The 24,533-nt window shown below is 72.0% G+C and carries 17 protein-coding genes; 12 read left to right on the top strand and 5 right to left on the bottom strand.

Translation table 11 applies throughout. The annotated features are described in order from the left end of the window. Window positions 1-12 precede the first annotated feature (12 nt). The 5 genes from BLU81_RS01590 (at window position 13) to BLU81_RS01570 (ending at window position 11,265) form a co-directional block, all read left to right on the top strand. The gene (locus tag BLU81_RS01590; RefSeq protein ID WP_172890476.1) at window positions 13-1,431 is read left to right on the top strand and encodes a DUF2252 domain-containing protein; all 1,419 of its coding nucleotides are present in this window, start codon (window positions 13-15) and stop codon (window positions 1,429-1,431) included. A 22-nt stretch (window positions 1,432-1,453) separates the two neighbouring features. Next, window positions 1,454-1,879, top strand: a complete 426-nt coding sequence (locus BLU81_RS01585; RefSeq protein WP_092540926.1) for a PPOX class F420-dependent oxidoreductase — start codon at window positions 1,454-1,456, stop codon at window positions 1,877-1,879. Window positions 1,880-2,012: 133 nt separating this feature from the next. Further along, a complete protein-coding gene (locus BLU81_RS01580) occupies window positions 2,013-2,525 on the top strand; it encodes a hypothetical protein (protein WP_092540924.1) in 513 nt (170 codons plus the stop codon). A gap of 155 nt (window positions 2,526-2,680) precedes the next feature. Next, window positions 2,681-3,118: a hypothetical protein gene (locus tag BLU81_RS01575; RefSeq protein WP_231953998.1), complete on the top strand. Its 438-nt coding sequence runs from the start codon at window positions 2,681-2,683 to the stop codon at window positions 3,116-3,118. A 1,586-nt stretch (window positions 3,119-4,704) separates the two neighbouring features. Further along, on the top strand, window positions 4,705-11,265 hold the full coding sequence (locus BLU81_RS01570) for a hypothetical protein (protein WP_092540922.1): 6,561 nt from the start codon (window positions 4,705-4,707) through the stop codon (window positions 11,263-11,265). A 16-nt stretch (window positions 11,266-11,281) separates the two neighbouring features. On the opposite strand, the gene BLU81_RS01565 is transcribed toward BLU81_RS01570, so the two are convergent. The 5 genes from BLU81_RS01565 to BLU81_RS01545 all read right to left on the bottom strand — a co-directional run bounded on the left by BLU81_RS01565 (window position 11,282) and on the right by BLU81_RS01545 (window position 16,033). After that, the gene (locus BLU81_RS01565; protein WP_092540920.1) at window positions 11,282-12,466 is read right to left on the bottom strand and encodes an ABC transporter permease; all 1,185 of its coding nucleotides are present in this window, start codon (window positions 12,464-12,466) and stop codon (window positions 11,282-11,284) included. Continuing rightward, window positions 12,453-13,127 (bottom strand): ABC transporter ATP-binding protein, encoded by a 675-nt coding sequence (locus BLU81_RS01560; RefSeq protein WP_092540918.1) that lies wholly within the window; start codon window positions 13,125-13,127, stop codon window positions 12,453-12,455. Before BLU81_RS01560 ends, BLU81_RS01565 begins: the two co-directional genes overlap by 14 nt. Then, window positions 13,124-14,443 (bottom strand): efflux RND transporter periplasmic adaptor subunit, encoded by a 1,320-nt coding sequence (locus BLU81_RS01555; protein WP_092556442.1) that lies wholly within the window; start codon window positions 14,441-14,443, stop codon window positions 13,124-13,126. The genes BLU81_RS01560 and BLU81_RS01555 overlap by 4 nt, the downstream gene beginning before the upstream one ends. 178 nt (window positions 14,444-14,621) lie before the next feature. Beyond that, window positions 14,622-15,368: a L,D-transpeptidase family protein gene (locus BLU81_RS01550; RefSeq protein WP_092540916.1), complete on the bottom strand. Its 747-nt coding sequence runs from the start codon at window positions 15,366-15,368 to the stop codon at window positions 14,622-14,624. Window positions 15,369-15,514: 146 nt separating this feature from the next. Then, the gene (locus BLU81_RS01545) at window positions 15,515-16,033 is read right to left on the bottom strand and encodes a CAP domain-containing protein (RefSeq protein WP_092540914.1); all 519 of its coding nucleotides are present in this window, start codon (window positions 16,031-16,033) and stop codon (window positions 15,515-15,517) included. A gap of 205 nt (window positions 16,034-16,238) precedes the next feature. Between BLU81_RS01545 and BLU81_RS01540 the strand changes: the two genes are divergently transcribed. The 7 genes from BLU81_RS01540 (at window position 16,239) to cheB (ending at window position 24,528) form a co-directional block, all read left to right on the top strand. Then, window positions 16,239-17,396: an acyltransferase family protein gene (locus BLU81_RS01540; protein ID WP_092556440.1), complete on the top strand. Its 1,158-nt coding sequence runs from the start codon at window positions 16,239-16,241 to the stop codon at window positions 17,394-17,396. Window positions 17,397-17,495: 99 nt separating this feature from the next. Further along, window positions 17,496-17,987, top strand: a complete 492-nt coding sequence (locus tag BLU81_RS01535) for a chemotaxis protein CheW (protein ID WP_231953996.1) — start codon at window positions 17,496-17,498, stop codon at window positions 17,985-17,987. Beyond that, window positions 17,984-19,363 carry a CheR family methyltransferase gene (locus tag BLU81_RS01530; RefSeq protein ID WP_092540912.1) on the top strand — a complete coding sequence of 460 codons (1,380 nt, stop codon included), beginning with the start codon at window positions 17,984-17,986 and terminating at the stop codon, window positions 19,361-19,363. Before BLU81_RS01535 ends, BLU81_RS01530 begins: the two co-directional genes overlap by 4 nt. Then, the gene (locus tag BLU81_RS01525; RefSeq protein ID WP_092556436.1) at window positions 19,360-19,890 is read left to right on the top strand and encodes a chemotaxis protein CheW; all 531 of its coding nucleotides are present in this window, start codon (window positions 19,360-19,362) and stop codon (window positions 19,888-19,890) included. Before BLU81_RS01530 ends, BLU81_RS01525 begins: the two co-directional genes overlap by 4 nt. Then, window positions 19,890-21,365 carry a methyl-accepting chemotaxis protein gene (locus tag BLU81_RS01520; RefSeq protein ID WP_092540910.1) on the top strand — a complete coding sequence of 492 codons (1,476 nt, stop codon included), beginning with the start codon at window positions 19,890-19,892 and terminating at the stop codon, window positions 21,363-21,365. The genes BLU81_RS01525 and BLU81_RS01520 overlap by 1 nt, the downstream gene beginning before the upstream one ends. After that, window positions 21,365-23,464, top strand: coding sequence for a hybrid sensor histidine kinase/response regulator (locus BLU81_RS01515; RefSeq protein ID WP_092540908.1), 2,100 nt, complete (start codon window positions 21,365-21,367; stop codon window positions 23,462-23,464). Before BLU81_RS01520 ends, BLU81_RS01515 begins: the two co-directional genes overlap by 1 nt. After that, complete coding sequence (cheB, locus tag BLU81_RS01510; protein ID WP_092540906.1) at window positions 23,461-24,528, top strand: chemotaxis-specific protein-glutamate methyltransferase CheB; 1,068 nt, start codon at window positions 23,461-23,463, stop codon at window positions 24,526-24,528. Before BLU81_RS01515 ends, cheB begins: the two co-directional genes overlap by 4 nt. Window positions 24,529-24,533: the final 5 nt, after the last annotated feature.

Here is a 24,533-nt window from a genome sequence, read left to right as displayed (position 1 = left end):
CGCTCGGCAGCGATGGAACCACCGTTGATCAACGGCCCGAGTGTGCTCGGCAGCCTAGCGGACGAGGGCTTCACCTCGTTGCGCCGGGCCGCCGCGCCCCGCGCCCAACGTTACGAGATCGGCCGCTCGCTGCGGGACCGGTCGCCGCGCTCCGACATGGCCCACTGGCGCGAGCCCGACCGGCGGCCCGACCCGGTCGCCCAGGTGGTCGCCGCGCACGAGGGCCGGGTCGACCGGCTCGTCCCGGTCCGGATCGGCCGGATGATCGCCTCCCCCTACGCCTTCCTGCGCGGTACCGCCGGACTGATGGCCGACGACTTCGCCTACCTGCCCTGCACCGGCATCACCCCGGTGATCTGCGGCGACGCCCACCTCGGCAACTTCGGCTTCTACGCCTCCCCCGAACGCGCACTGGTCTTCGACCTCAACGACTTCGACGAGGCTCACCCCGGTCCCTGGGAATGGGACCTGCGCCGGCTCGTGGTCAGCGTCTACACCGCCGGCCGCTTCAACGGGTTCCGGGAGTCCGCGTGCGCCGACGCCGTCCAGCACTGCGTCGAGGAGTACCGCGAACAGATCCTGCACCTGGCCGAACAGCCACTGCTGCGCCGCTCCTTCGACCAGCTCGACGTCGAAGCGATGCAGTCGGCCGCCAGCCGGGCCAGTTTCCGCGACGAGATCGGGCGCGCCGCCCGCCGGGCCCGCCGGCGCACCAGCGACCGGGCGCTGCCCCGGTTCACCGAACGGCACGACGGCACCGCCCGGCTCGTCGAGGAACCACCACTGATCACCCGGCTGCCCGACGACGAACGCGACCAGCTCGCCGAAGCCCTCGACGGTTACCTGAGCACCCTCAAACCACACTGGGCGCGGATCCTCGGCGGTTACCGGATCGTCGACATCGCGCACAAGGTCGTCGGCGTCGGATCGGTCGGGCTCCGGGCGTACGTCGCGCTCTGTGAAGGAAGCAGCTCCGACGACGTGCTCTTCCTGCAACTCAAGCAGGCCCGCCGCTCGGTCGTCGCGAGACACCAGCACGGCGCGCTGGCCTGGCACCGGCATCAGGGACAGCGGGTCGTCGAATACCAGCAGGCGCTGCAGACCGTCAGCGACCCGCTGCTCGGCTGGACCACGGTCGGTGAACACCAGTACTACGTGCGGCAGTTCCGCGACATGAAAGGCGCCATCCTCATCGAGGACGTCAACGCGGGCGCGCTCGCCGACTACGCCGGCATCTGCGGCTACCTGCTCGCCAAATCCCACGCCCGGACCAGCGGGGCCTCGATGATCGCCGGTTACGTCGGCGGTTCGGCGAAACTCGACGAATCCCTGGCGCGCTTCGCCCGGGCGTACGCCGACCAGGTCGAAAAAGACCACGCGGCACTTGTCGCAGCCGTCCACCGCGGCGATCTCCCGGCCGAAACCGCATGACCAACCCCTTTGGAGTACGCCCGTGAGCGGCACCGTCCCCCTCGACTCGCCCGCGCTCGCCCAGTTCTGGACCGAACGCCACCTGTGCACCCTCACCACGCTGCGCGCCGACGGCTCACCCCACGTGGTCGCGGTCGGCGCCACCCTGGACGTCAGCACCGGCATCGCCCGGATCATCACCTCCGGTGGCTCGTCCAAGGTCCGCAACGTGCGGCGCGGTGCCACCCGCGTCGCGATCTGCCAGATCGACGGCCCCCGCTGGAGCACCGTCGAAGGCCTCGCCGTCATCCGCGACGACCCCGGCGCGGTCGGCGACGCGGAACAGCGCTACGCCGCCCGCTACCGGGTGCCCCGGCCCAACCCGGAACGGGTCGTCATCGAGGTCACGGTGACCCGGATCCTGGGATCGGCATCGTTGCGGCACACCACGGCGAGCCCAAACCCCTGACTTCCTTTCCGGTACGTCCGTCCCGAGTCCCGTGACCCGCACCGGCCACCGTCTCGTATTCACCGGCCGCCGGTGGGCCTCGTATTCACCGGCGGCGCTTTACCTTTCGGCGGGCGATTGCCATGATCACCCGATGACGCCCGCCCGACTCCTCACGGCGCTGGCCGGCGTTCCCGGCCTGTACCCCCGCGCCGACCAGCGGATACCCCCGGTGATCACCTGGGACGACGGCCCGTGCGGCCGTACCGCCGCCGCCGCGCTGACCGCCGCCGGTTTCGAGGTCACCGACCCGTTCTGGGGTGGAGCCCTCGTCGACACCCAGGACCTGGAACCGTGCGTGTTCCAGCGGATACTGCGCCCGGAGACCGCGGCACTCCTCTACCTGCACGGCACCGAACCGGACACATCCGACGGTGACGCCCGGCTGGCCGGCCGGGTCTTCGGCACCGACCTGCCCGGCGAGGGCTACCTGCCCACCGGCCACGAGGACGAACTCGCCGTCCACCTGTTGGTCGGCGAAGTCAACGCGATCACCGAATGCGACTTCGGCGGCGACGCCCTGTTCACCCAGATGGGCGAGGCGGTCCGCCGAACCTTCGGCGACCGGAGCGGCCTGTTCGAAATCGCCCGCCGCGCCGTCATCTGAGACGCCCGGGGCCGTCGGGCGCAGGTGGTCGATCCCGCTTTCGGGGACGCTCCGCCGCGATGTTCACCGAGTCGCACAAAGTCCGTTGACGGGTGGCGGGGCGGCAGCGGAAGGTCGGGGGTAGACCAACCCATATTTTGGTGGAGGAAACACCCGTGACCCTCCTCGATGCCAGTCGGCTCGTTCTCGTCCTCATCGCCGCTGGACTGGTGATGGCGGGAGTCCGCTACCTGACACGCTGGTGCTCGACCGCCGCCGAACGACGACGACAGCGGCGAACCCCGGAACCGATGCCGCACGGACTACCGATCGAACAACTCGCCGTCGACCTGCGCCGGCTGCTACGACTGCACGGCGAACTCGCGGCCTCCGCCCACAACGGACTCCGCACCCACCGGGTCTGGGCGATCGAGACAGCCATCGGCATGTGCGCCATCGAAGCCGCCATCGCCCTCGAAGTCCCCCACCCCCAACCGGATCGCGCCCCGACGCTGACCCGCGCGGAACTGTCCATCCTGCTCAGCGCCCTGGCCGCAGCCGGCCTGGTCCTACCGTCCCGAGTAGGCGGATTCACCCTCGACGGCCGCGCCTGACCCACCCCGGCCCACAGGCGGCGACTTCCACTGCCCAGCCGAAACCGAGCGCTCCCTCGGCGGCGCCCGGGACTTGGAATACTCCCTGGCGGTTGCCCGGAATCGGAGCGCCCCTCCCGCGATGCTCGGGACATGGAACGTCCCTTCGGGCTGTTCGCGGCCCCTTGGCGGATGCTCGGGAACCGGACCGCCCCCCTTGGCGGATGCTCAGAAGGCCGAGTGCCTCCCGTTGCGGTGCTCAGGGAGAGGCAAGGCCCAGCGCTGCGGCGTTGGACGAGCCTGAAGTCACGACGGACTGGCTCAGGTCTGACGGGGGTGAGGAGGGCGCGGCTACGGAAGGCCGGTTCCGTTGCCGCGCCCTCCCTGACCGCGCCCGGAACCGTTGCGAGGAGGGGGTCTCGCCGGCGGTTCCGGGGCACGGTGCGGCCCCTCGTCCGCCGGCGGGGTGGCGCTCGGGGCGGGGGCCTTCAGGAACGTTCGATGGAACACGCGGCGGGGTCGCTCGTGGGACGACCCGGCCGATGCCGGTGGGAGGAGACGGCGGTGGGAGATGGGCTCCCGCCGCCGTCTCCCGGCCCCGGCCGAGCACCAAGATCCGCCGACCGTGACGGGCGAGGGGGATCGCCTTCACGGTGTTCTCGGGTCCGATTCGACCGCCAGGAGTTGGGGGGTGGCGGCCGCCGACCGGGTGGTTCACAGCGCCCAGATGGCCCGAGACGTCCAGGTGATCCGAGGCACCCGAGTGATCCGAGGCGGTCAGATGGCTCGCAACGCGCGGATGGCCTGAGGCGTGCAGGTGGTGGTCGAGACGTGCGGGTGGGGCGGGGTGCGTGGGCTGCGGGGTGAGCGGGCGGTGGTAGCCGTACAAGAAAAGGGTTTGATCTTGAGGTTGTCGGTCTTGGTGGGTGGGTTGGGATGGGGCCTGGCGCTCATCAACCGTGCCAGGGACGCCTGTCATGATCCGCGAATGCCGGGGGTGTCCTTCGCCACCCCCGGGATCGACCTGGGAGCTCGGCGGGCGTTTCGGTGCCGATTGTGGTGGTGGACCGGCGACGCGTGGCGGTGGGTTCGCTGGAGTCGGGGTGTGGATGAGTGGGGGCACGGGGGTGACGGTGGGTCACCTGTTCGGGGTCAACCGCAAGTTCTTAGCTGGCCTGAAAAGAAGCTTAAAAAATTCTTAAGCCGATACCTGGGACGTGACCGGTCGGGGACGGTTCGCGTTGGGTGGAGCGGCCGTTCCGGGGGCCTCGGCGGCTCTTCGGGATCTTTGTCATAGTCACTGCTCAAACCATTGAACCGGGAGGGCTTTCCGGACGTATACCCGGGTGATCGCGTACTTCCGGCGAACTGCGGCGCCGGTGTGATCGAGGCTCGCGGAGTGTCCGCGCGGCCGGTGACGGGGGCCCGCGGTGCGGTGGCGCACTGCGCAAATCCGTGGTTAACCTTCCACATCCACCACGTGGCAGGCGTTGATCCGGAGCGCGAGGGGCGGGCACCGGTGTGCGGAGGTGGTACAGGGTGAGGACGGTGGCTTCCATGCGGCATCGGGGCGGTGGGTTCTCCCCCGGCCGGTTCGGAGCCTCGTCATGAGCTACGAGGACGACGAATACTGGGCCGACGAGTACGACGAGTACTCGATCATGCCTAGTTCGGCGGTCATTCAGGAGCGGCACTACACCAAGCGTGAAGTACCGGACGCCGTCATGCCGACGCGCGGCCGCAGCGGCATGTCCGAGGACGAGCTCGCGGCCCGGCGGCAGCGGAAAGCCTCCTTCGACTCGGCGCGGCCCAGCTGGCTCGACGAACCCGACTTCGTGCCGGTGGACACCAACGTCGACAACCTGGTCGGCGACGACTTCGACGACATCGACTTCAACCGGCCCGAGCTGGGCGTCGACTTCGACAAACCCGACTTCCCCATCGTGGATCCGGCGGCTCGGCCGGACCTTCGCCGCAGCGCCTCCGGGCCGCGCGGCGACAATCGATATGAGCGTACGGCCGGTTCGAGCCGTGACGACGACCGTGTTGACGACCGTGTTGACGACCGGTACGCGTCCGCCCGCTATCAGGGCGATGTCTGGAACCGTGACGATCTGCAGGGCCGTGACGATCTGCGGGATCGGCGTGACGACCGGGATCGCCGGGGTGACCGGGGCCGGGTCGACGACCGGAACGTCCGGGATGATCGGGTCCGGAGCGACGACCGCAGTCGCCGGGACGACCGGGATCGCCGGGACGATCTGCGGGATCTGCCCGCCGCCCGGGACCGCCGGGACGACCGGGATCCCCGTGACGACCGGGACCGGCGCGGCGAGCGCTGGGACGAGACCCCGTCCCGCCGCGGGCGCCGCCGTGAGGAGCCCCGCACCACGCGGGAGGACACCCCCGCGCGCTGGGACGAGCCGGCCGCCCGGAGCGACGAGCGCTGGGCCGGGTACGACCCGCGCGCCCCGCACGACGACCGCCGGGAACCGGTCCGTGACGGCCATCGGGAACCCGTTCTCGACGGGCGCCGGGAACCGGTCCGCGAGGATCGGGCCGACCCCCGGGACGAGCGGCGGGACGAGCGGCGGGAGCAGCTCGACGACCGGCGCTCCCCCGGCCGGGACGATCGCCGTGGACGTGGACGGCGCACCGTCGAGATCGGGGCCGACGAACTCTGGGACGACGAAGGCACCATCGAACGCGGCGAACAGCCGATTCGTAACGACGACCAGCCGCGGACCATCGAGCTGGGTACCGACGAATACTGGGAGGAGCCCGACCGCTCCGCCCGGGGCGACGTCGCGCCGTTCGACCGTGGACGCGCTCCGCAGACCTGGGAGGACGACGACTTCGGCCCGATCCGGCCGGTCGGCGGACGGCGCCCGCGACGCGACGACGCCGACACCCGCCGGCCCGCCGCACGGCGTGATGATCGGGCGGTCACCGGGCGTGCCCAGGTACCGGGAAGCGCCGGAACCGACGACCAGCGCACCGACACTCCGCAGCCGGTTCGCGGCACCGCGTCGCCGGTCCGCCCCGACATCCGGCCGGCCGCCGACGCCGGGGACCGTGGCAGGCCCGCTGCCGACGCTGGCGACCGCAGCAGGCCTGTGGTGGACGCCGGGGATCGCAGCAGGCCCGTAGTCGATGCAGGAGATCGCAATAGGCCCGCAGCCGACGCTGGCGACCGTGTCAGGCCGGTGGCTGATGTCGGGGACCGCGGCACGGACGACCGGCGTGTCACCGCCGGTGGTGCCGACCGTGTGGGTTCGGAACCCTCCGGGACTCCGGGTGGGCCCATCGCGGACCAGGTCGTGGACGACGGCCGGGGCGTTCGCGGGTTCGCCGAGCCGGGTACCGGTGAGCGCCCGGACAGCGACCGTGGGACCCCGGGTCAGCGTGATTCACGCGGCGCCGCTCCGGAGCCGGTGGACGGCGGCCGGGACCAGGGGATCGCGGCACGTGTGTCGGACGACCTCGGCGACCGCGCTCGCGATGCCGTCGAGCCCGCCGTGGCCGGAAACCACGAGGGTCACAAGCCTGACGATTCGGTACGGGCGGCGAACGGTCGCGGGATCACCGGCTCCGAGGCGCCGGCTCGTCCGGTGGACGTTCCGGAGATGCCCACGGTCGAAGCGGTGAAGCCGCAAGGACGCGTGGGTGTTCCGGTCGTTCCGGGTGGTCCGGTCGTTCCGGGTGCTCCGGTCGTTCCGGGTGCTCCGGTCGTTCCGGGTGGTCCTGAGGGCGGAAACGTTCGCGAGGTCCGGGGCGCTCGTAGTGACGCCCCGGCTGGACCGAACGGGCGTGAGACACCGGCAGCCGACCATGCGGCGGCCCGTGAACTGTGGGAACGTGGCGAACGCACGCCGGAGGCGACCGACCGCGCGCAGCCGGGACACGCCGGGACGGGGCAGCCGGAGAGCGACGCGGCTCTGCGCGGAGGCGCGGATCGGGGCGCGGCGGAGCACAGTCCGGCACAGCAGGGACCGGCGGCATACGGGTCGGCACCACAGGGACCCGCACAACGCGGACCGGAACAGCCTGGGCCGGCGGCTCACGGATCCGCGCAGCCAGGAACCGCGCAGCGTGGGCCGGAGCAGCCGGGATCAGCGGCGTATCCAGGTGCTTATCAGGCGCCGGTTCAGCACGGAGTGGCTTCGAACGGGCCGGTTCAGCACGGGGCCGCGGCTCACGATCCGACGCAGCAGGGGCATGCGGCCGGGGAGCGCGAGGACGGGCACAAAGGTGGCTGGCGGGCCGCCATGGCTCGGCTCGTTCCCGGGCAGCGGCACACCGGTGGCGATGTGCCCGCCGAACCGGCCGAGGGCTCCGTGGGACGGGTACCGCACGGCGTCGGCGACAACACCGGGCGCACCGGACCGGACAACGGAACGAGTGCGGACGGGCCGAGGGTGGTCCGGCGCGCTGACCCACCCGTACAGCCGAAGGTTGTCAGTAAGTCCGCACCGCCTCCCGCGCCGCGTGTCGTCAAGGCCGAGCCGCCGGTTGCGCCGCGTGTCCTGGCCGCACCGGCTCCGGTGCCGCCGACCCGGGTGACCGGGGCGAACGGACCGCAACAACCCGGATGGGCCGAGACGTCTCCCGACGGTCGGGCTGATTCCAGTGGTGGCTGGCCCGCCGGTACGGGGTTCCCTGCCGGTGTGCCGAACCAGGGTGGCCGTGCTGCCGGGACTGTTCCGGGTGCCGATCGGCGCGCGCCCGGCGGTCCGGTCGGAGCCGATGGGCGGGTGGCCGGTGGGCCGGCTGGTGTGGATGGCCGGGTGGCTGGTGCTCGCCCGGGTGCGGGTGACCAAGTCGGCGGTGGATGGGCCGGTGGAGACGGGCGTGGTTCAGCGGGATGGCCGAACGAGAGCGGTCAGATCGCTGGTGGGCGTCCCGGTGAGGACGGGCGTGTGCCGGGTGTTCCGGGTGGCTATCCGGGACCGGCGGACGGGCGTCACGGTGGCGGCGAGGGCTGGGCTCATCCGGCGGACGGGCGTCGCGGTGGTGATGAGGGCTGGGCTCCGCAGGGTGAGGGCTGGTCGGACGTTCCGCAGCAGCGTTCGCGGAAGACGCCTCGGACCGCTCATGTGTTCCTGGAAGAGGGGGACGGGCCCTGGGCGATGGTTCCCGACGCGTCGCAGCCTCCGGCCGGGTCTCGGCCGGTTTCGCCGGCTCGGCCGCAGGTTCCGGGTGAGTGGAACCCCGGTATGGGGCAACCGGCCACGGCGGGACCGCCCGGTGGCTATCCCGCGCCGGAACAGGCTTGGCCGCCGGCCGCTCGGCCCGTGCAGCCCGGAGACCGGCCGCAGAGCGGGGCACCTACACCGGGTGGGATGCCTTTGGCAGCGGGAAGGCCGGGCGTGGAGCCTTGGCCGCCCGCTGCGCAGAACCCTCAGACGACGGGACAGGGTCCGGCCGTAGGGTCGCAGCCTGGAGCGTCCGCGCCGGAGAACGCCTGGCCGCCCGCGGCTCGGCAAGAACCGGCTGTGGTTCGGCAAGAACCGGCTGTGGTTCGGCAAGAACCGGCCGCTGGATGGAACAGACCGACGCCGGCATCGGCATCGCCTTTCCAGGAGACTGCCGCACCCCAGGTCGCCGGATCAGGCGTCGGACGGAACGAGACCGCGCCCCAGGTGGGACCGGTTCCGGACGGTGGGCGGAACGTCGCGCCTGCCGGGCCGGGAACGGCGCCGCAGTCGGGCAGTGGCTGGAGTGGGAACAACGCCGGTGGGGCGACGCCCCGGTCCGGGGGAGGCGCGCACGCCGCTCCTCAGGCCGGCTGGAGCGGGGACGGACGGCACTCGTCCGAGCCACAGGCGGGTACCGGCTGGGACGGAAGCGCGGTCGCACCCACCTCCGGCGGGAATGTGCCGGGAACGGTTCCGGCGCCGGACGGAAGACTGCCGGGATCGGCACCCACCTCGGGCGGGGCTGTGTCACGGTCCGCGCCGCCCGCGCGTCAGGCCGGTGGGGCACACGCCGCTCCTACCGATGAGTGGAGTGGTGTCGGGCGTCACGGGTCCATGCCGCGGTCCGGTACCGGATGGGACGGGACCGCGGTCACGCCCACCTCCGGTGGAGCCGCTCCCCGGTCGGCACCTCCCGCCCACGCCGCTGGTGGAGAGCAGCCCGGTTCCGCCGGGCAGGCTGGGACCGCTCCCCGGTCGGCGCCACCCGCGCACGCCTCGGGCGGAGACCAGCACGGTTCGGCCGGGCAGGCTGGTTCGGTGTGGGACGGCGTCATGCCCCGGTCCGGGGCACCCGCCCCGGGGGCGGCGTGGCCGGATGCTCGGCAGCCCATGGCCACGGCCGGGCAGAACAGTTCGACGGCCGCGCCCGTTTCGGGACGGCCGGAAGAAGGCCGGACCCTGGACGGATGGCTGAGCGAGAGCATGCCGGCCGGCACGACCGGACGGCATGCGGGCGGACGGCTCGAGGACGAACGGCTCCAGGACCAACCGCACGCGGACGGACAATCCGGAGACGGACGGCATACGGACGGGCAGGACGCGGACTTCAGGCCGGTCACCGAGCGGCCCACTATCGCTCTGCCGAAACCGGGCCGGCCGCAGAAGGCGGAGTCCGGGGACTCGGACAGCGAGAACGGGGCCGGGCGGGAGAAGATCGGGTTCCCGCTCATCCGGCCCGGGCAGGCGGCCGAGAGCGGGCCCGCGACGGACGACCGGGCGCGTGCCGGGACTTCGGGGACTACGCAGACCGGGATTCCGGGGGCCGCGAGCGTCGAGGCTTCGGGTGCGGGGCAGGCTGCGGCCGGTGTTCAGGCTGGGACCGGTAGTTGGCCGCGTGTCGGGGCGGAGATCGACAACTGGCCTCGTGCCGGGGCCAAGAGTGCCGCGAATCCGCCTGCGGATGACGTACAGGAACGGCCGGAAGCCGCGGGTAGAGCAGAAGCCGCGGGCAAGGCAGAAGCCGCCGGCAAGGCGGAGAGCCAGCCGCCGGCCGGGCCGGATGAGCGGTTCCCGGCGGACATGCCCTACATGGATCCGGACGGGACTCTGCACAATCTTCGGCCGATCGCTCAGCTGGAGAATTCCGGGCCTACCGAGCCGCGACGGTCGGGGGACAGCGCGTTCGGGAGTGGCTGGTTCGTCACCAAGGTGTCGGATGACGACGAGCCGGGCGCGGTGCGTGGCGATGGTGACGGCGAGGGCGGGGGCGGGGCGCCCGCTGCCAAGACGACCGCCGCGAAGATCACTGAAGGTCTGACCGGCACCGGCCCGGCAGCGAACGGATCGGCCGAGACCGGGCCGGACGCAACCGCGTCAGCACCGGATGAGTCCCGCACGGACGGATCAGGCACGGACAGGGCCGCGGCGGATGTCTCGGTAACTGCTGAGCAGCGGGATACCGCGGACGGCCGGGAGACCGGGATCGACGGCACGTCCGGGCAGCAGCCCGCCGGCACCGGTCAGCACAAGGAACAGAACGAGACCACTGCCGGAAAGGCCGACTCCCCACGGCCGGGACAGCCGGGACAACGGGGACAGAAGGACCAGCCGGGGCCGGAACTGGCGCCGCATCTGCCACTGACCGCCGATGATCTCTCCGCGATCCGGTGGCGGCTGGACGGGGGGACCCTGCGTGAGGTCGTCGATGACCGGGACGCTCTGCGGGCGCTGGGTGAGCGCCTGGACGGCCCGCTGACCGACGAGGCCGACAACATCGTCAAGGCGGGGCTGCTCAGTGTGCGGGCCGAGGTGTACCGCCTGCTCGGGGAGTTGGGGATGGCGGCCGCGGCGAGCCGGCTGGCGCTGGCGCACGCCGAGTCGGCGCAGGATCTGCAGTCGCAGGTGATCGCGCAGGCCGAGTTGGCGCATGTACTGCGGTTGCGGGGCGACCACATGGAGGCGGACCGGCTGTTCCAGCGGGCGGTGGAGGCCGAGGTGGCTCCGGCGGTACGCAGTGTGGTGCACGAGAACGCCGGACGGAGCTGTTTCGATCAGGGGCGGCACATGGAAGCCCTGGATCATTTCGCGCGGGCGATCCGGCTGGGTTCGCAGGAGGACAGCGACCTGGTCGAACGGATCGGGGTCTGTCTCGAGGCCGTCTACATCCACGTGCTGCGGGACGGTTGGGGTCCGTACCCCCGCAGGTCTCCGGAGATCTTGGCCCCTCTCACCGGAAAGCAGGGCGGTTGACGCGGACTGAACAACGCTATTCAGTCCGCAGCGCGACGACCGGGTCGAGGCGGCCGGCCCGCTGAGCGGGGACGACGCCGAAGACGATGCCGACGGCCGCGGAGACGCCGAAGGCCAGGGTCATCGACCACCAGGTGATGGCTGCGGGGACCGGGGTCAGCCGGTCCACCAGGAACGCCGTGCCGGCGCCGAGGGCCATGCCGAGGACGCCGCCGGTGGTGGTGAGCAGTACCGCTTCCAGGAGGAACTGGACGCCGATGTCGCGGGGGCGGGCACCGACGGCTTTGCGCAGCCCGATCTCCTTGGTGCGTTCGCGGACCGAGACCAGCATGATGTTGGAGACGCCGACGCCGCCGACCAGCAGGCTGATGCCGGCGATGGCGGCCAGGACCCCGGTGAGGACGCCGAGGATGTCGCCGAGCACGCCGAGGATCTGTTCCTGGGTGACGGCGGAGAAGTCGGTGTCGGGGTGCCGTTCGGCCAGGGCGGCGACGACCGCCGCGGAGAGTTCGCCGATGCGTTCCCGGTCGGGGGCGCGGATGGCGAGGCCGTCGATGCGTTCGGTGCCGAGCAGGCGCTGGGCGGCGGTGACCGGCACGTGGACCTCGCCGTCGCGGTCGACGCCGAGGCTCTGGCCGAGTTGTTCGAAGACGCCGACGACCCGGAACCGGACTCCGCCGATGGTGATCTGCCGGCCGATCGGGTCACGGTCGCCGAACAGGTCGCCGGCCACTCCGGCACCGAGGACGGCGACCCGGCGGCCGGTGTTGACGTCGGTGCGGGTGAAGTAGGCGCCCCGGTCGAGCCGTCGGACGAAGACCGTCGGGGTGGTTTCGAAGACGCCCTGCATGCTGGCGTATCCGCTGCGGCGGCCGGCCCGGATCGTCTCGCCGGAGGAGATGGTGACCGCGACCCGGCTGCGGTCGCCGACGACCCGGTTGACCACGTCGACGTCGTCCAGGGTGAGCGGTGACGAGGTGGGCGCGGCACCGGCTTCGAGGCGGCCGGGGACGACGATCAGCAGGTTGGAGCCGAGGCCTTCGACCTGGTTCTCGATCTGCTGTTTGGTGCCGGTGCCGATGGCGACGAGAGCGACCACGGCGGCCACCCCGATGATGACGCCGAGCATGGTGAGCATGCTGCGGAGCCGGTTGGCGCGTAGCGCGTCGAGAGCGACCCGCCAGGCTTCAGCGAGTCTCAACGATCAGCCCGTCCTTCATCCGGATCTGCCGGTGGGCGCGGGCCGCGACCTCCCGGTCGTGGGTGACCAGGACGACGGCTACCCCGTCGGCGACCAGCGTCTCCAGCAGTCCCAGGACGTCGGAACCGGTGGCCGAGTCGAGGTTGCCGGTGGGTTCGTCGGCGAGCAGCACGGACGGGCCGGTGACCAGGGCACGGGCGATGGCGACGCGCTGTTGCTCGCCGCCGGACATCTGGTTGGGCCGGTGGGTGATCCGGTGGCCGAGGCCGACGCGGTCCAGCATGGCGGTGGCGCGTTCGCGGCGTTCCCGGCGGCCGGCGCCGCGGTAGACCAGGGGCAGGCCGACGTTGTCCTGGGCGGTGGTGCGGGCGAGCAGGTGGAACGACTGGAAGACGAATCCGATGGTGGTGTTGCGCAGTTCGGCCATCTCGTTCGGGGTGAGCCGGGAGACGTCGCGCCCGCCGATCAGCAGGGTTCCGCCGGTGGGCCGGTCCAGGCCGCCGAGTAGGTGCATCAGGGTGGACTTGCCGGAGCCGGAGGTGCCGATGATGGCCAGGTAGTCGCCGGGTTCGACGGTCAGTGACACCCCACGCAGGGCCTGCACCGAGACGCCGTCGAGTTCGTAGGTCCGGCTGACGTCGGTGGCGACGATGGCGCTCACGGCGCCTCCGCACCGGCGGTGACCTGGTCGGCTCCGGCGATCACGACCCGCTCCCCCGCGTTCACCCCGGAGGTGATCTGCACGGTGTCCTCGCCCTGCACCCCGAGCCGGACCGGAACCGCCTCGTAGCGCCCGGCGCGCACGGTCCAGACGCTCTCCCGGCCGCCGGTGCTGACGATCGCCGAGGCGGGCACGGTGATCGCGTCGGCCGCCTGGCGCACCTTGAGCCGGATGATCGCGCTCATCCCGGGCCGAGGGGTCGGTGATCCTTTTTCCAGCGGGCCCAGGTCGAGGCGCACCTGGTAGGAGACGCCGCCGCGGGCCGAGGTGGTGGGCAGCAGGTCGACCGACCGGACCTTCGCGGTGAACACCGCTCCGGGTGCCGCGTCGAGTTCGATGTCGGCGCCGATGCCGTCGCCGACGAGCAGCACGTCGGTCTCGTCGACCTCGGCGGTCAGCCCGAGACGGCCGGTGTCGACGACGGTCACCACCGGGGTCCCGGCCGCCAGGTAGCCGCCTTCGGGTACCGCCGGGTCCACGCCCGCGACGGCACCGCCGGCCACCGCCGGGGCCTGGCCGCCCGCCAGCAGCCCGGCGAGGGAACCCCCGGAGGCGGGCTGGGCCGGGCCGCCGAGCTGCACCACGCCGTCGACCGGGGCGCGCAGGGTGAGGGCGTCGACGGCGGCGTCGGCCAGCTCGTACGCCTGCTCGGCCTGCAGCCGTTGCGCCGCGGAGAGCGAGCCCATCGCCCGGCCCAGGGAGGCGACGCCGCTCTGCACCGACCGCAGGGCGGCGGCCGACGCCGACGAGGCGGTCCGGTAGCCGGCTTCGGCGGCGCCGACCTGGTCCAGCAGGGCTTTACGGACCTGTGGGTCGGCGATCGCGGCGGCGGACTCGCGGGCCTGTTCGAAGGCTTTCGCCGCCTGTTCGTCGGTGCGCCGGCGGACGGCGGTGAACTCGGAGATCCCGCCGATGCCGGCCGGCGAGCCGGAGGGCAGCTGGGCGAGGGCCTCGCGGGCGGCGTCGCGGCGGCGGGTCAGGTCGGGCGAGTCGATGACGGCGAGCACGTCGCCCTTACGGACCCGCTGCCCCGGCTCGGCGTGGAGTTCACCCAGCGTGCCGGCGGCCGGCGCGGTGAGGGTGGCGGCGGTCCGCGCGGTCACCGTGCCGGGCGCCTCGACGATCTCGTCGATCGTCGCGACCTCGGCGTTACCCAGCCGGACCGCGCTGGTCTCCTCGTCGCACGAGACGGCGGTCTGCGATGCCAGGAGCACGACACCGGCGATGATCACTGCACGTGAGCGGCTGCGATGCACAGTGGCCACTCTATGCCGAAAATCAAGAACGCCTATCTCGTACGGTCGACGAAACGGTCCCGTACCCGCACGCGGGGTCCGCGCGGCGCGGGGTCACCCCGCGACCGCCGGGCCGAATGCGGTGGGCACGGAAACGGGCCGCCCCGATGGAAGGGGACGGCCCGCAGACGATGAGGGATCAGGTGCCGGGACGGCGCCCGAACGTCTTCACCGTCATACCGATCTTGCCGACGCTGTAGTACGCCTTGGCATCGGCCTGGAGAAGGTTCACGCAGCCGTGCGACCCGCGCCACTTGTCGTGGATGTAGGTCGTGGTCTGGTGGAACCCGATCCCGCCGATGAAACGCTGCCAGTACGGCAGCCACACCTCGTACGGGTCGGACCATTCCTTCTTCGTCCGCTTGTTGATCTTGTAGGTGCCCGCCGGCGTCCGGTACCCCTCGTACCCGGTCCGGACGATGGTGGGCTTGTAGAGCACCTTGCCGTTCTTCATGACCCAGCTGGTCTGCTGAGTCAGGTTGACACAGAAGGTGGTGCCCGACTTCTTGGCCTTGCAGGCCGCCGTCTTCGTCGACGCCAGCCGCTTCGCCACGTCGACCGTGGTCGGGCCGGCCAGGCCCTTCGCGGGCTGGATCCCGTAACGCTTCTGGAACTTCACGATCGCGGCACAGTCGGCGGCGGACTGCTTGCCGTCCACCGTCACCGCACCGAACCCGCCCAGCTTCTTGAGGTAGCCCTCGACCTGCTTCTGGTACTTGCCCGTCGCGCACGACGCGGCAGCCGCCTTGGTGACCACCGTGGTGGTCACGGCAGCGGTCACCGGAGCCGCGCTCGCCGGCGTCAGCGCGAACGCGCCGATCCCGCTGCCGACCAGCACCGCCGTCACGGTGCCGACGAGGCGGGCGGTAACCCGTCTCCTTGCCACAACGTCCTCCCCAGGAGTTGATGTCCGCACATCGAAGCACAGCCACCCCAGAAATCACGTACCGGGGAAGGGCGGTGACACGAAACCGGTATGCCATCGGCACCCGGAGCCACCGGCTTGAGACGAAACCACTCCGGGAAACCGGGTCAGCGGGGCGACGCGAAGTCCTGCACCCAGTACGTCGTCCGGTCGGACGCCACCGCCAAGCCGGTGCCCATCTCGTCGAGGGCGCAGTCGAGGATGTTGCGCCGGTGACCGGGGCTGTCCATCCAGGCGTTCACCACCTGGAACGGGCTGTCCTGCCCCTTGGCGATGTTCTCCGAGTACCGGCTCCACGAGTACCCGGCCCCGGTGACCCGCTCGCCGACGTCCCGGCCACCCGGCGACTCGTGGTCGAAATACTCCCGCCGGGCCATGTCGGCGGCGTGCCGGTTGGCGGCCGCGATCAGCCGCTGGTCGAGCGTGAGGGCCCCGCAACCGGCCCGGCGGCGGTTCTGGTTGACCAGAGCGAGCACCTGCTGCTGGAACGGCGCCAGCGGGCTCGACGAGACGGAGTCGGCGGTCACCCCGGTCCGGGACGCCACGATCGGATCCACTCCGGCCCAGGCCGGTGCACCCAGCAGCAGACCCACGGCCAGACCGAGCACTACCAGAGGTTTCCGCATGTCGATCCCTATGCTCGGGCGCTCCGGCCGGTCCGGGGCGCTCGCCGTCTGACCAACGGCACGCCTCCGGTCCCGGTCACGCACACACGTCGCACAGACGCACAGGATTCCGGCGCCACTCCCCCTGTCGGGGTAATCCCATCCGGTGGATCTGCCGCCCGGCCGGTGGTCCCTAGTGGACCGATTCCGTCGCTACGGTTCCCCGGTGCGCAATCGATACCTGGACATACTCCGTGCCGCCGCCATCGTCCGGGTGGTCGTATATCACCTCTTCGGCTGGCCGTGGCTGTCCATCGTGTTCCCGGCGATGGGCGTGATGTTCGCGGTGGCCGGCTCCCTGACCGCCGCGTCGTTGCAGAAACGATCGGCCGGCCCGGTGGTCACGTCCCGGCTGCGCCGACTGCTGCCCCCACTGTGGCTGCTCGGCGCGATCGCGGTCCCGGCCATGATCGCCACCGGCTGGACGCTGGAGCAGGGCGGGAGTCACCCGTACACCCCCTGGAAGTTGATCTTCTGGGTCCTGCCGTTGAGCGACCCGCCGGGCAGCGAGGCGGGCATCGACGCCTGGGAGACGCTCTGGTACATCCGCGCCTACCTCTGGTTCGTGCTGCTGTCACCGCTGCTCTGGGCCGCGTGGCGCACCCTGGGCGGCGCCGCCTGGCTGCTGGTGGCCGCCCCGGTCCTGGCGATAGCGGTGATCGACAAGAGCAACCTCGAACTGCCGGAGCCGGTGGACGCGGTGATGTGGGACCTGATCACCTACGGGGCCTGCTGGATCGCCGGTTTCGCGCACCGCGACGGGCTGCTGGCCCGGCTGCGGCCCGGCCGGGTGCTGACGATCGTGGCGGTGCTGGGTGGCGCCGCGCTCTACTGGCAGAGCGGCCACCCCGGCGACGAACACCCCTGGGACCTCAACGACGTGCCCGAGTCGCAGGCCCTCTGGTCCCTGGCGTTCGTGCTGCTGGTGCTGCGCTGGCAGCCGGACGTCTCGGCGCTGTCCCGGTTCCGGCCGCTGGAGCGGGCGGTGGAGGTGCTCAACTCCCGCGCGGTCACCGTCTACCTGTGGCACAACCTGGCCGTCGCGGCGATCTGGCCACTGCTCACCTGGCTGACCGTGGACGACCTGGGCCGGATGGAGAAGCCGGTCACCCTGGTCACGGCGGTGCTGCTGACCGGGCTGGCGGTGCTGGCCTTCGGCTGGGCCGAGGACCTGGCGGCCCGGCGGCCACCCCGGCTGTGGCCGCCCGCCACTGGGCATGACCTGCCGGTGGCGGGACGGCCGCCGGAATCGGTGCGGATCCCCCGGCACCGCGCCCCGTCGCTGCCGGTCCGGTTCACCGGCAGCGACGGCAAGGCCCCCTGAACAGGGCGGTCCCGGCACGCGGAGGACAGCCGCGGGCCGGGACCGGCCGGATGGCCTGAAAGCGAGCGAAGCTCGCAAAACGGTGACTAGCCTGAGGCCGTGGCGGGGCAACCGGGCGGCGTGGCACAGGCGGTGGACGCGGGCGTCCTGGCGCTGCTCTTCCGTGCCGGGCCGCTCTACTGCGCGCTGCCACTCGACGAGGTGGTGGAGACCATGCGGCCACTGGCGACCCGGCCGCTCGCCGGCCCTCCACCCTATGTCCGCGGCCTGACCATCGTGCGCGGTACGCCGTCCCCGGTGATCGACGTGACCCGGCTGCTCACCGGGATCACCGGCCAGATCGAGCGCTACGTGGCGGTGCAGGCCGGGCGCGGGATGATCGTCTGCGCCACCGGGCCGGTCATCGGTGTCCAGGAGGTCCAGGTGGAACCGCCGGAGGGCCCGGCCGCGCTGCTCACCGGCGCCGCCAAGGCCCTGATCGCCGGCGTCGGCACGATCGGCACCGAGCCGTTGATCCTGCTGCGCAGCATCCAGGCGGTCCCCGACGAGGTCTGGGAGGCGGCCGGCAGCCCACCGGAGGACGGCTCATGACCGGATCGAAATCCCTGGCCCGCTTCCGGGACCTGTTGCAGAAGCGGCTCGGCTGGACGTTCGCCGACAACGACCTCACCCAGACGGCCACCGTGCTGACCACCCGCGCCAAGGCGCACGGGCTGAGCGAACGCGACTATCTGGACCGGTTGGACGGGCGGCGGTGGACCGCCGAGATCGCCGAACTGGCCCAGGCGCTGAGCATCACCGAGACCTATTTCTTCCGGCACGAGGAACAGTTCCGGGTCCTCCAGGAGCGGGTGCTGCCGGACCTGATCGAGTCCCGTGCCGGGCAGCGGGTGCTGCGGATCTTCTCGGTCGGCTGCTCGTCCGGTGAGGAGGCGTACTCGCTGGCGATCGCCGCGGCGACGGCGAAACCCGCCGACGACTGGATCGTCACGGTGGTCGGTGTCGACGCCAACCGGCAGGTGCTGGCGAAGGCCCGGTCGGCGTCCTATTCGCCGTGGTCGCTGCGGGACACCCCGGAGGACGTCCGCACCCGGTGGTTCCGGCGTACCTCGGACGGTTACCGGGTGGACGAGCGGGTGGCCGCCACGGTCCGGTTCGCCGAGCACAACGTGGCCGGTGAGGACCCGCAGTTGTGGCGTACCGCCGGCTACGACCTGATCTTCTGCCGCAACCTGCTGATGTACCTGACCGACGACGTGCGGGCGAACCTGTACCGGAAGATGACCCGGGCGCTGGCCGACGGCGGGTATCTCTTCCTCGGGCACACCGATTCGATGGGTCCGCGCCCCGACGGCATGGTCGTGTGTCACGTCGGCGGCACCGTCTACTACCAGCGGCAGGTAACCCCGGCCGCCCCCGAGCCGGCGCCGGCGCCCGCGTCGCCGCCGGCAGTCCGGGTCGCCCGACCGCCGATGGCCGGCCCGGACCTCGGGGCGGACGCGTACCGGCGGGCGCTCGGGCTGTTGCGCGACGACCGGTTCGCCGAGGCCCTCGACGCCCTCGGTGACCGGGAGGTGCTGCTGCGCGGGGTGCTGCTGGCCCAGCTCGGCCGGGTCGACGAGGCCCGCGCCACCGCGCACCGGCTGATCGACGTCGGCGGGCCGCAGCCGGACGCCCACCATCTGCTCGGGATCTGTCACGAGCTGGACTGCGCCGACCAGGCGACCGGGCAGTACAAGCTGGCCGCCTACCTGGATTCGCAGTTCGCGATGCCCCGGCTGCGGATGGGCCTGCTGGCCCGGCGGCGCGGTGACGACACCGGGGCGGCCGATCATCTCGAGGCGGCGCTGCGGCTGCTCGCGGCCGAGTCCGAGGAGCGGATCATGTTGTTCGGTGGCGGGTTCGGGCGGCTCGCCCTGACCACCCTGTGCCGTACCGAACTGGACGCGTGCGGGGTGCGGCGATGAGTGTGGCGGGCCGGGTCGAGGAGCTGCGGGCGGATTTCGACAGGTCGTTCGCCCAGCCGGCTCGCACCATGGACGGCGAGTCGATCGAGTTGCTCGCGGTCGGGGCCGGTGGGCGGCCGTACGCGCTGCGCCTGTCCGAGGCCTCCGGGGTGCACCCGGACCGGCCGGTGATGGCACTGCCGACGACGGTACGGGCGCTGCTCGGGGTGGCCGGTTTCGCCGGCACCGTGGTGCCGGTCTACGACTTGGCGGCCCTGCTCGGGCACAGCATCCCGCAGCGGCCCCGATGGCTGCTGCTCACCGCCGGGACCCCGCCGCTGGCGCTGGCCTTCCACGAGCTGGACCGGCATCTGCGGGTGCCGCTCGGCGACGTGGTCACCGCCTCCACCGACGACGGGCAGCGCGGCTGCCTGCAGGGGCTGGTCCGGCTGCCGGACGGCGACCGCCCGATCATCGACGTTGCGGCTGTCCGCGCGCTCGTCCACCAGCTGGCCGGACACCAGCCCGTTCCCGAGGAGATCCCGTGATGGCCGGACGCACGTTCGGAGGCAAACTCGCCTTCGGTGTCGGAATCACCGTTCTGTTCACCCTGCTCACCATCATCACGTCGGTGGTCGGCCTGGTGTTCGTGGTGAACGCCAAGGACGCCGCCATCGCTTCGGCGACCGAGAATCTGACCGGGGCGCAGAACCTGAAGGTCTACATGGAGGCACGGATCGCCGACTACCGCGCCTACCTGCTGCTCCCGACGGCCGAGAACCTGGCGCTCACCGACGACAACCACACCGAGTTCCGGCGCCAGCTCAGCGAGTTGCAGACGTCCCTGACCGATCCGGACCTGCAGAAGCTGCTGATGGAGATCGCCGGTATCGACGACCGGCACGCGGCCGCGGTCAAGGAGATCATGGCGGTGCGCGCCGCCGACACGAGCACCGCCCGGATCGACGACATCGTCAAGCTGAACCAGGACAAGGTCAAACCGGTCCGGGTCGAGCTGCAGAACGCGCTGACCTCGCTGGTAACCCAGGTCACCGCCGATGTCAGGGTGGCCCGGGACGCGGCGTCGACGCGGGCCACCCAGGCCATCGTGGTCATCATCGTGCTGGGTCTGCTCACCACGGCGAGCGCGAGCGCGGTGGCCTGGCGGCTCAGCCGGGACCTCAAGCGTGAGGTGGGCGCCGCGGTCGGCCACATCCAGAGCTCGTCGGCCGAGCTGGAGGCGGCGGCTGCCCAGCAGGTCAGCGGCGGCCGGGACCAGGCCAGTGCGATGAGTGAGATCACCACGACCATCTCCGAGCTGCTGATCACCTCGCGGCAGATCTCCGAGGCGGCACAGCGGGTGTCCCGGATCGCTGAGGACACCGAGTCGGCGGCCCGCAACGGCGACTCCACCATCGACCAGACCCGGACCTCGATCACCGCGATCCGTTCCCAGGTCGACCAGATCGTGCAGCACATGCTGGCGCTGGGCGAGAAGTCGCAGCAGATCGGCCTGGTCGCGGATCTGGTGTCGGAGCTGGCCGAACAGACCAACATCCTGGCCATCAACGCCACCATCGAGGCGAGCGGCGCCGGCGAGTGGGGCCGCCGGTTCGCCGTGGTGGCCGAGGAGATCCGCAAGCTCGCGGACCGGACCGCCGGGTCGGCCAAGGAGATCCGGGCCCTGATCGAGGACGTCCGCGGCGCGGTCAACACCACCGTGATGGCCACCGAGATCGGGGCCAAGGCGGTCGATGCCGGGTCCCGGCAGTTCGACGCGGCCACCAGTTCGTTCCGGGCGATCGCCCAGCTCGTCTCCACCACCAACGACGCCACCCGGGAGATCGAACTCTCCACCAAGCAGCAGACCACCGCCGTCGAGCAGGTCAACGTGGCCGTCTCGGACACCGCACGGGTGTCCCGGGAGACCGAGGCCAGCGCGGTGCAGACCAAACAGACCGCGGCCCACCTCTCCACCCTCTCCGGGGACCTGCTGGAACTCGTCGGCACCGGACGCCACTGATGGCCGAGGGCAAGGATCCGCTGCGGTACTTCCGGGTCGAGGCGCGCGAACTGGTCGATCAGATCAGCGCCGGTGTGCTGGACCTGGACCAGCGGCCCGGCCCGGAACCGGTGGCGATGCTGCTGCGGGTCGCGCACACGCTCAAGGGCGCGGCCCGGGTGGTCAAGCAGAAGGAGATCGCCGACCACGCGCACGCGTTCGAGGAGGTGCTGGTCCCGCACCGGGGCGACGACGCGGCGCCGCTGGCCGCCGAACAGATGCGGGAGCTGCTGCGACTCAACGACGCGATCGCGGCCTGTGTCACCATGATCGAGAATCCGGCCGCGCCCCCGGCCGCGTCGGCCTCGCCGTCGCCTTCGCATTCGGCGGAGACGGCGGCGGAGAAGCCCGCCAAGGTGGAGCAGCGGGAGGAGATCTCGCTCGCGCCCAAGACGGCCACCGCCGACCTGGACGAACTGCTGGACGCGATCGGTGAGACCAACACCCGGATGGCGCCGCTGCGCACCGGATGCGCCACCGTCGAACGGCTGCACCGGGCCGCCGAGAACCTCGCCGACCAGCTCCGGGTGGGCCGGGGCGGCGCGACGGCGACCCGGGCGGCGGCGGAACGGCTGGCCGCCGAACTCGGGTCGGCGGGCCGCCGGTTCACCGACTCGGTCGACCAGATCGAACGGGAGCTGGAGGACGTCCGGTCCCGGGCCGAGGGGCTGCGGCTGGTCCCGGTCAGTTCGGTCTTCACCACCCTGCGGCGGGCGGTGCGCGACGCCGCCGACGGGGAGGGCAAACGGGTCCGGTTCGAGGCTCGCGGCGTCGGGCTCCGGATGGGGGCGCACCTGCTCAGCCCGGTCAGCGGCGGTTTCCTGCACGTGGTGCGCAACGCGGTGGTGCACGGCATCGAATCGGAGGCCGAACGGTTGGCCGCGGGGAAACCGGCCGAGGGGACGATCACCGTCGAGGTGGAACGGCGCGGGCGGTTCGCCCGGTTCCGGTGCGTCGACGACGGCCGTGGGTTCGATCTGGACGCGTTACGCCGTACCGCCGAGGAACGTGGCCTGCTGGAGACCGGAAGCGGGCCGCCGGACAGTGACCAGCTGCTCGGCCTGGTCCTGCACGGCGGGATCAGCACGTCCCCGGCGGTGACCGAGGTGTCCGGGCGGGGCATCGGCATGGACGCGGTCCGCGAGGTCGCCGCCCAGCTCCAAGGCGAGGTGCAGGTGCACAGTGTCCCCGGCCGGGGCGCCACCGTGGAGCTGATCTTCCCGCTCGCGCTGCTCGCGATGACCGGGCTGAACGTGGAGGCCGGAGGCACGGTGGCAACGTTGCCGCTGGACGTGGTCCGGGCGTGTGTGCGGCTGAGCCCGGAGGAGGCGGCCGCCGCCGCGGTGTCCGGCCGGATCGTCTACGACGGCAGCGCCGCCCCGTTCCTGCCGCTCGCCGAAGCCCTCTACACCGGTTCGACCGTCCCGGAGACGCCGGGCATCGGCGCCGCGGTCGTGGTGAACACCACCGGCGGCACCTTCGCGATCGGGGTGGACCGGCTGGCCGGCACGTCCGGTCTGGTGGCCCGTCCGCTGCCGGAGCTGGCCCCGGCGTCGGCGGTGGTCGGCAGCGTGTCGGTGGACGCCGACGGCAACCCGCGCCTGGTGCTGGACCCGCAGGGCCTGGCCGACGAGGTGTTCCGCGGCCATCAGGAGGGTGCCCGGCCGGTCGCCGCCACGGTCGCCGCGCCACTGCCGATCCTGGTCGTCGACGACTCGCTGACCACCCGGATGCTGGAACGCAGCATCCTGGAGTCGGCCGGCTACGAGGTGGACCTGGCCGCGTCCGGTGAGGAGGGCCTGGAGAAGGCCCGGGCCCGGCGGTACGGACTGTTCCTCACCGACATCGACATGCCCGGCATCGACGGTTTCACGTTCGTCGAACGGACCCGCGCCGATCCGAAACTGGCCGTGGTGCCGGCGATCCTGGTCAGTTCCCGGGCCAGCGCCGCCGACCGGGACCGGGGCCGCGACGCCGGAGCCAGCGCGTACGTGGTCAAAGGCGAGTTCGACCAGCAGCAGCTGCTCGGTCACATCCGGCGATTGGTGGTCCGTTCATGACCCGGGTGCTGATCGTCGAGGACTCCTCCACCATGCGGCACCACCTGCGGGAGGCACTCGCCCCGGATCCGGACCTGGAGATCGTCGGGGAGGCTCTGGACGGTGAACGGGCCGTGCAGATGACCGCCCGGCTGCGGCCCGACGTGATCACGATGGACATGATGCTGCCCGGGATCAGCGGGCTGGAGGCCACCGAGCAGATCATGGCCGCCCATCCGACACCGATCCTGGTGGTGTCGTCAGCGGACCGGCAGGAGCTGTTCAGCACGTACAACGCCCTGGCCGCCGGGGCCGTCGACGTGCTGGAGAAGCCCCGCGGTGACGCCTCGGACGCGGACTGGGCGGTGCGCCTGCGCACGTCGCTGCGGCTGGTCGCGCGGATCCGGGTGATCACCCACCCACGGGCCCGGCTGGGCCAGCGGACCACCGGCGCGGCACCGGCCCCGCTGCCGGTCCCGATGCCGGCACCGGTGCGAGGTGGCGGGGTGTCCGTGGTCGCGGTCGGCGCCTCCACCGGCGGCCCCGGCGCGCTCACCGAACTGCTGTGCTCGCTGCCGCCGAACTTCTCCACCCCGATCCTGATCGTGCAGCACATCGCGACCAGTGAACAGTTCGCGGTGGCGTTCTCCGACTGGCTGGCCGGGCAGACCGGCCGCAACGTCCGGTACGCCACCGACGGCACCCCGGTCAGCCGGGCCGCCGGCCAGATCCTGCTCGCGCCCCCGGACCGGCACGTGCTCGTCCGGGATCAGCTGCTGCGGCTCAGCGACGGCCCGCAACGGCACTCCTGCCGGCCGTCGGTGGACGTGCTGTTCGAATCGGTCGCCGACGAGTTCGGGCCGTCCGCGATCGGCTGCCTGCTCACCGGGATGGGCCGGGACGGGGCGGCCGGGCTGCTGCAGATGCGCAACCGGGGCGCGGTCACGTTCGCCCAGGACGAGGGGAGCTGCGTCGTCTACGGCATGCCCAGGGAAGCGGCGCTGCTCGGGGCCGCGCAACATGTGCTCCCGCCCGCCCGGATCGCCACCCGCGTCGCCGAACTGTCCTCGGCGGTCCACCGATGACACCG

It is taken from the genome of Actinoplanes derwentensis, from assembly GCF_900104725.1.
In the GTDB taxonomy this organism is placed as follows: Bacteria; Actinomycetota; Actinomycetes; order Mycobacteriales; family Micromonosporaceae; genus Actinoplanes; species Actinoplanes derwentensis.
The sequence above is the reverse complement of the archived record's forward strand: the minus strand, read 5'-3'. Positions and strand labels throughout refer to the sequence as shown.

Bases quoted from the DNA above. Each gene is read 5' to 3' on its own strand.
- BLU81_RS01520 (WP_092540910.1), top strand. From the start codon at position 19,890: ATGGCCGGACGCACGTTCGGAGGCAAACTCGCCTTCGGTGTCGGAATC.
- BLU81_RS01570 (WP_092540922.1), top strand. From the start codon at position 4,705: ATGAGCTACGAGGACGACGAATACTGGGCCGACGAGTACGACGAGTAC.
- BLU81_RS01580 (WP_092540924.1), top strand. From the start codon at position 2,013: ATGACGCCCGCCCGACTCCTCACGGCGCTGGCCGGCGTTCCCGGCCTG.
- BLU81_RS01590 (WP_172890476.1), top strand. From the start codon at position 13: ATGGAACCACCGTTGATCAACGGCCCGAGTGTGCTCGGCAGCCTAGCG.
- cheB (WP_092540906.1), top strand. From the start codon at position 23,461: ATGACCCGGGTGCTGATCGTCGAGGACTCCTCCACCATGCGGCACCAC.
- BLU81_RS01515 (WP_092540908.1), top strand. From the start codon at position 21,365: ATGGCCGAGGGCAAGGATCCGCTGCGGTACTTCCGGGTCGAGGCGCGC.
- BLU81_RS01525 (WP_092556436.1), top strand. From the start codon at position 19,360: ATGAGTGTGGCGGGCCGGGTCGAGGAGCTGCGGGCGGATTTCGACAGG.
- BLU81_RS01530 (WP_092540912.1), top strand. From the start codon at position 17,984: ATGACCGGATCGAAATCCCTGGCCCGCTTCCGGGACCTGTTGCAGAAG.
- BLU81_RS01545 (WP_092540914.1), bottom strand. From the start codon at position 16,033: ATGCGGAAACCTCTGGTAGTGCTCGGTCTGGCCGTGGGTCTGCTGCTG.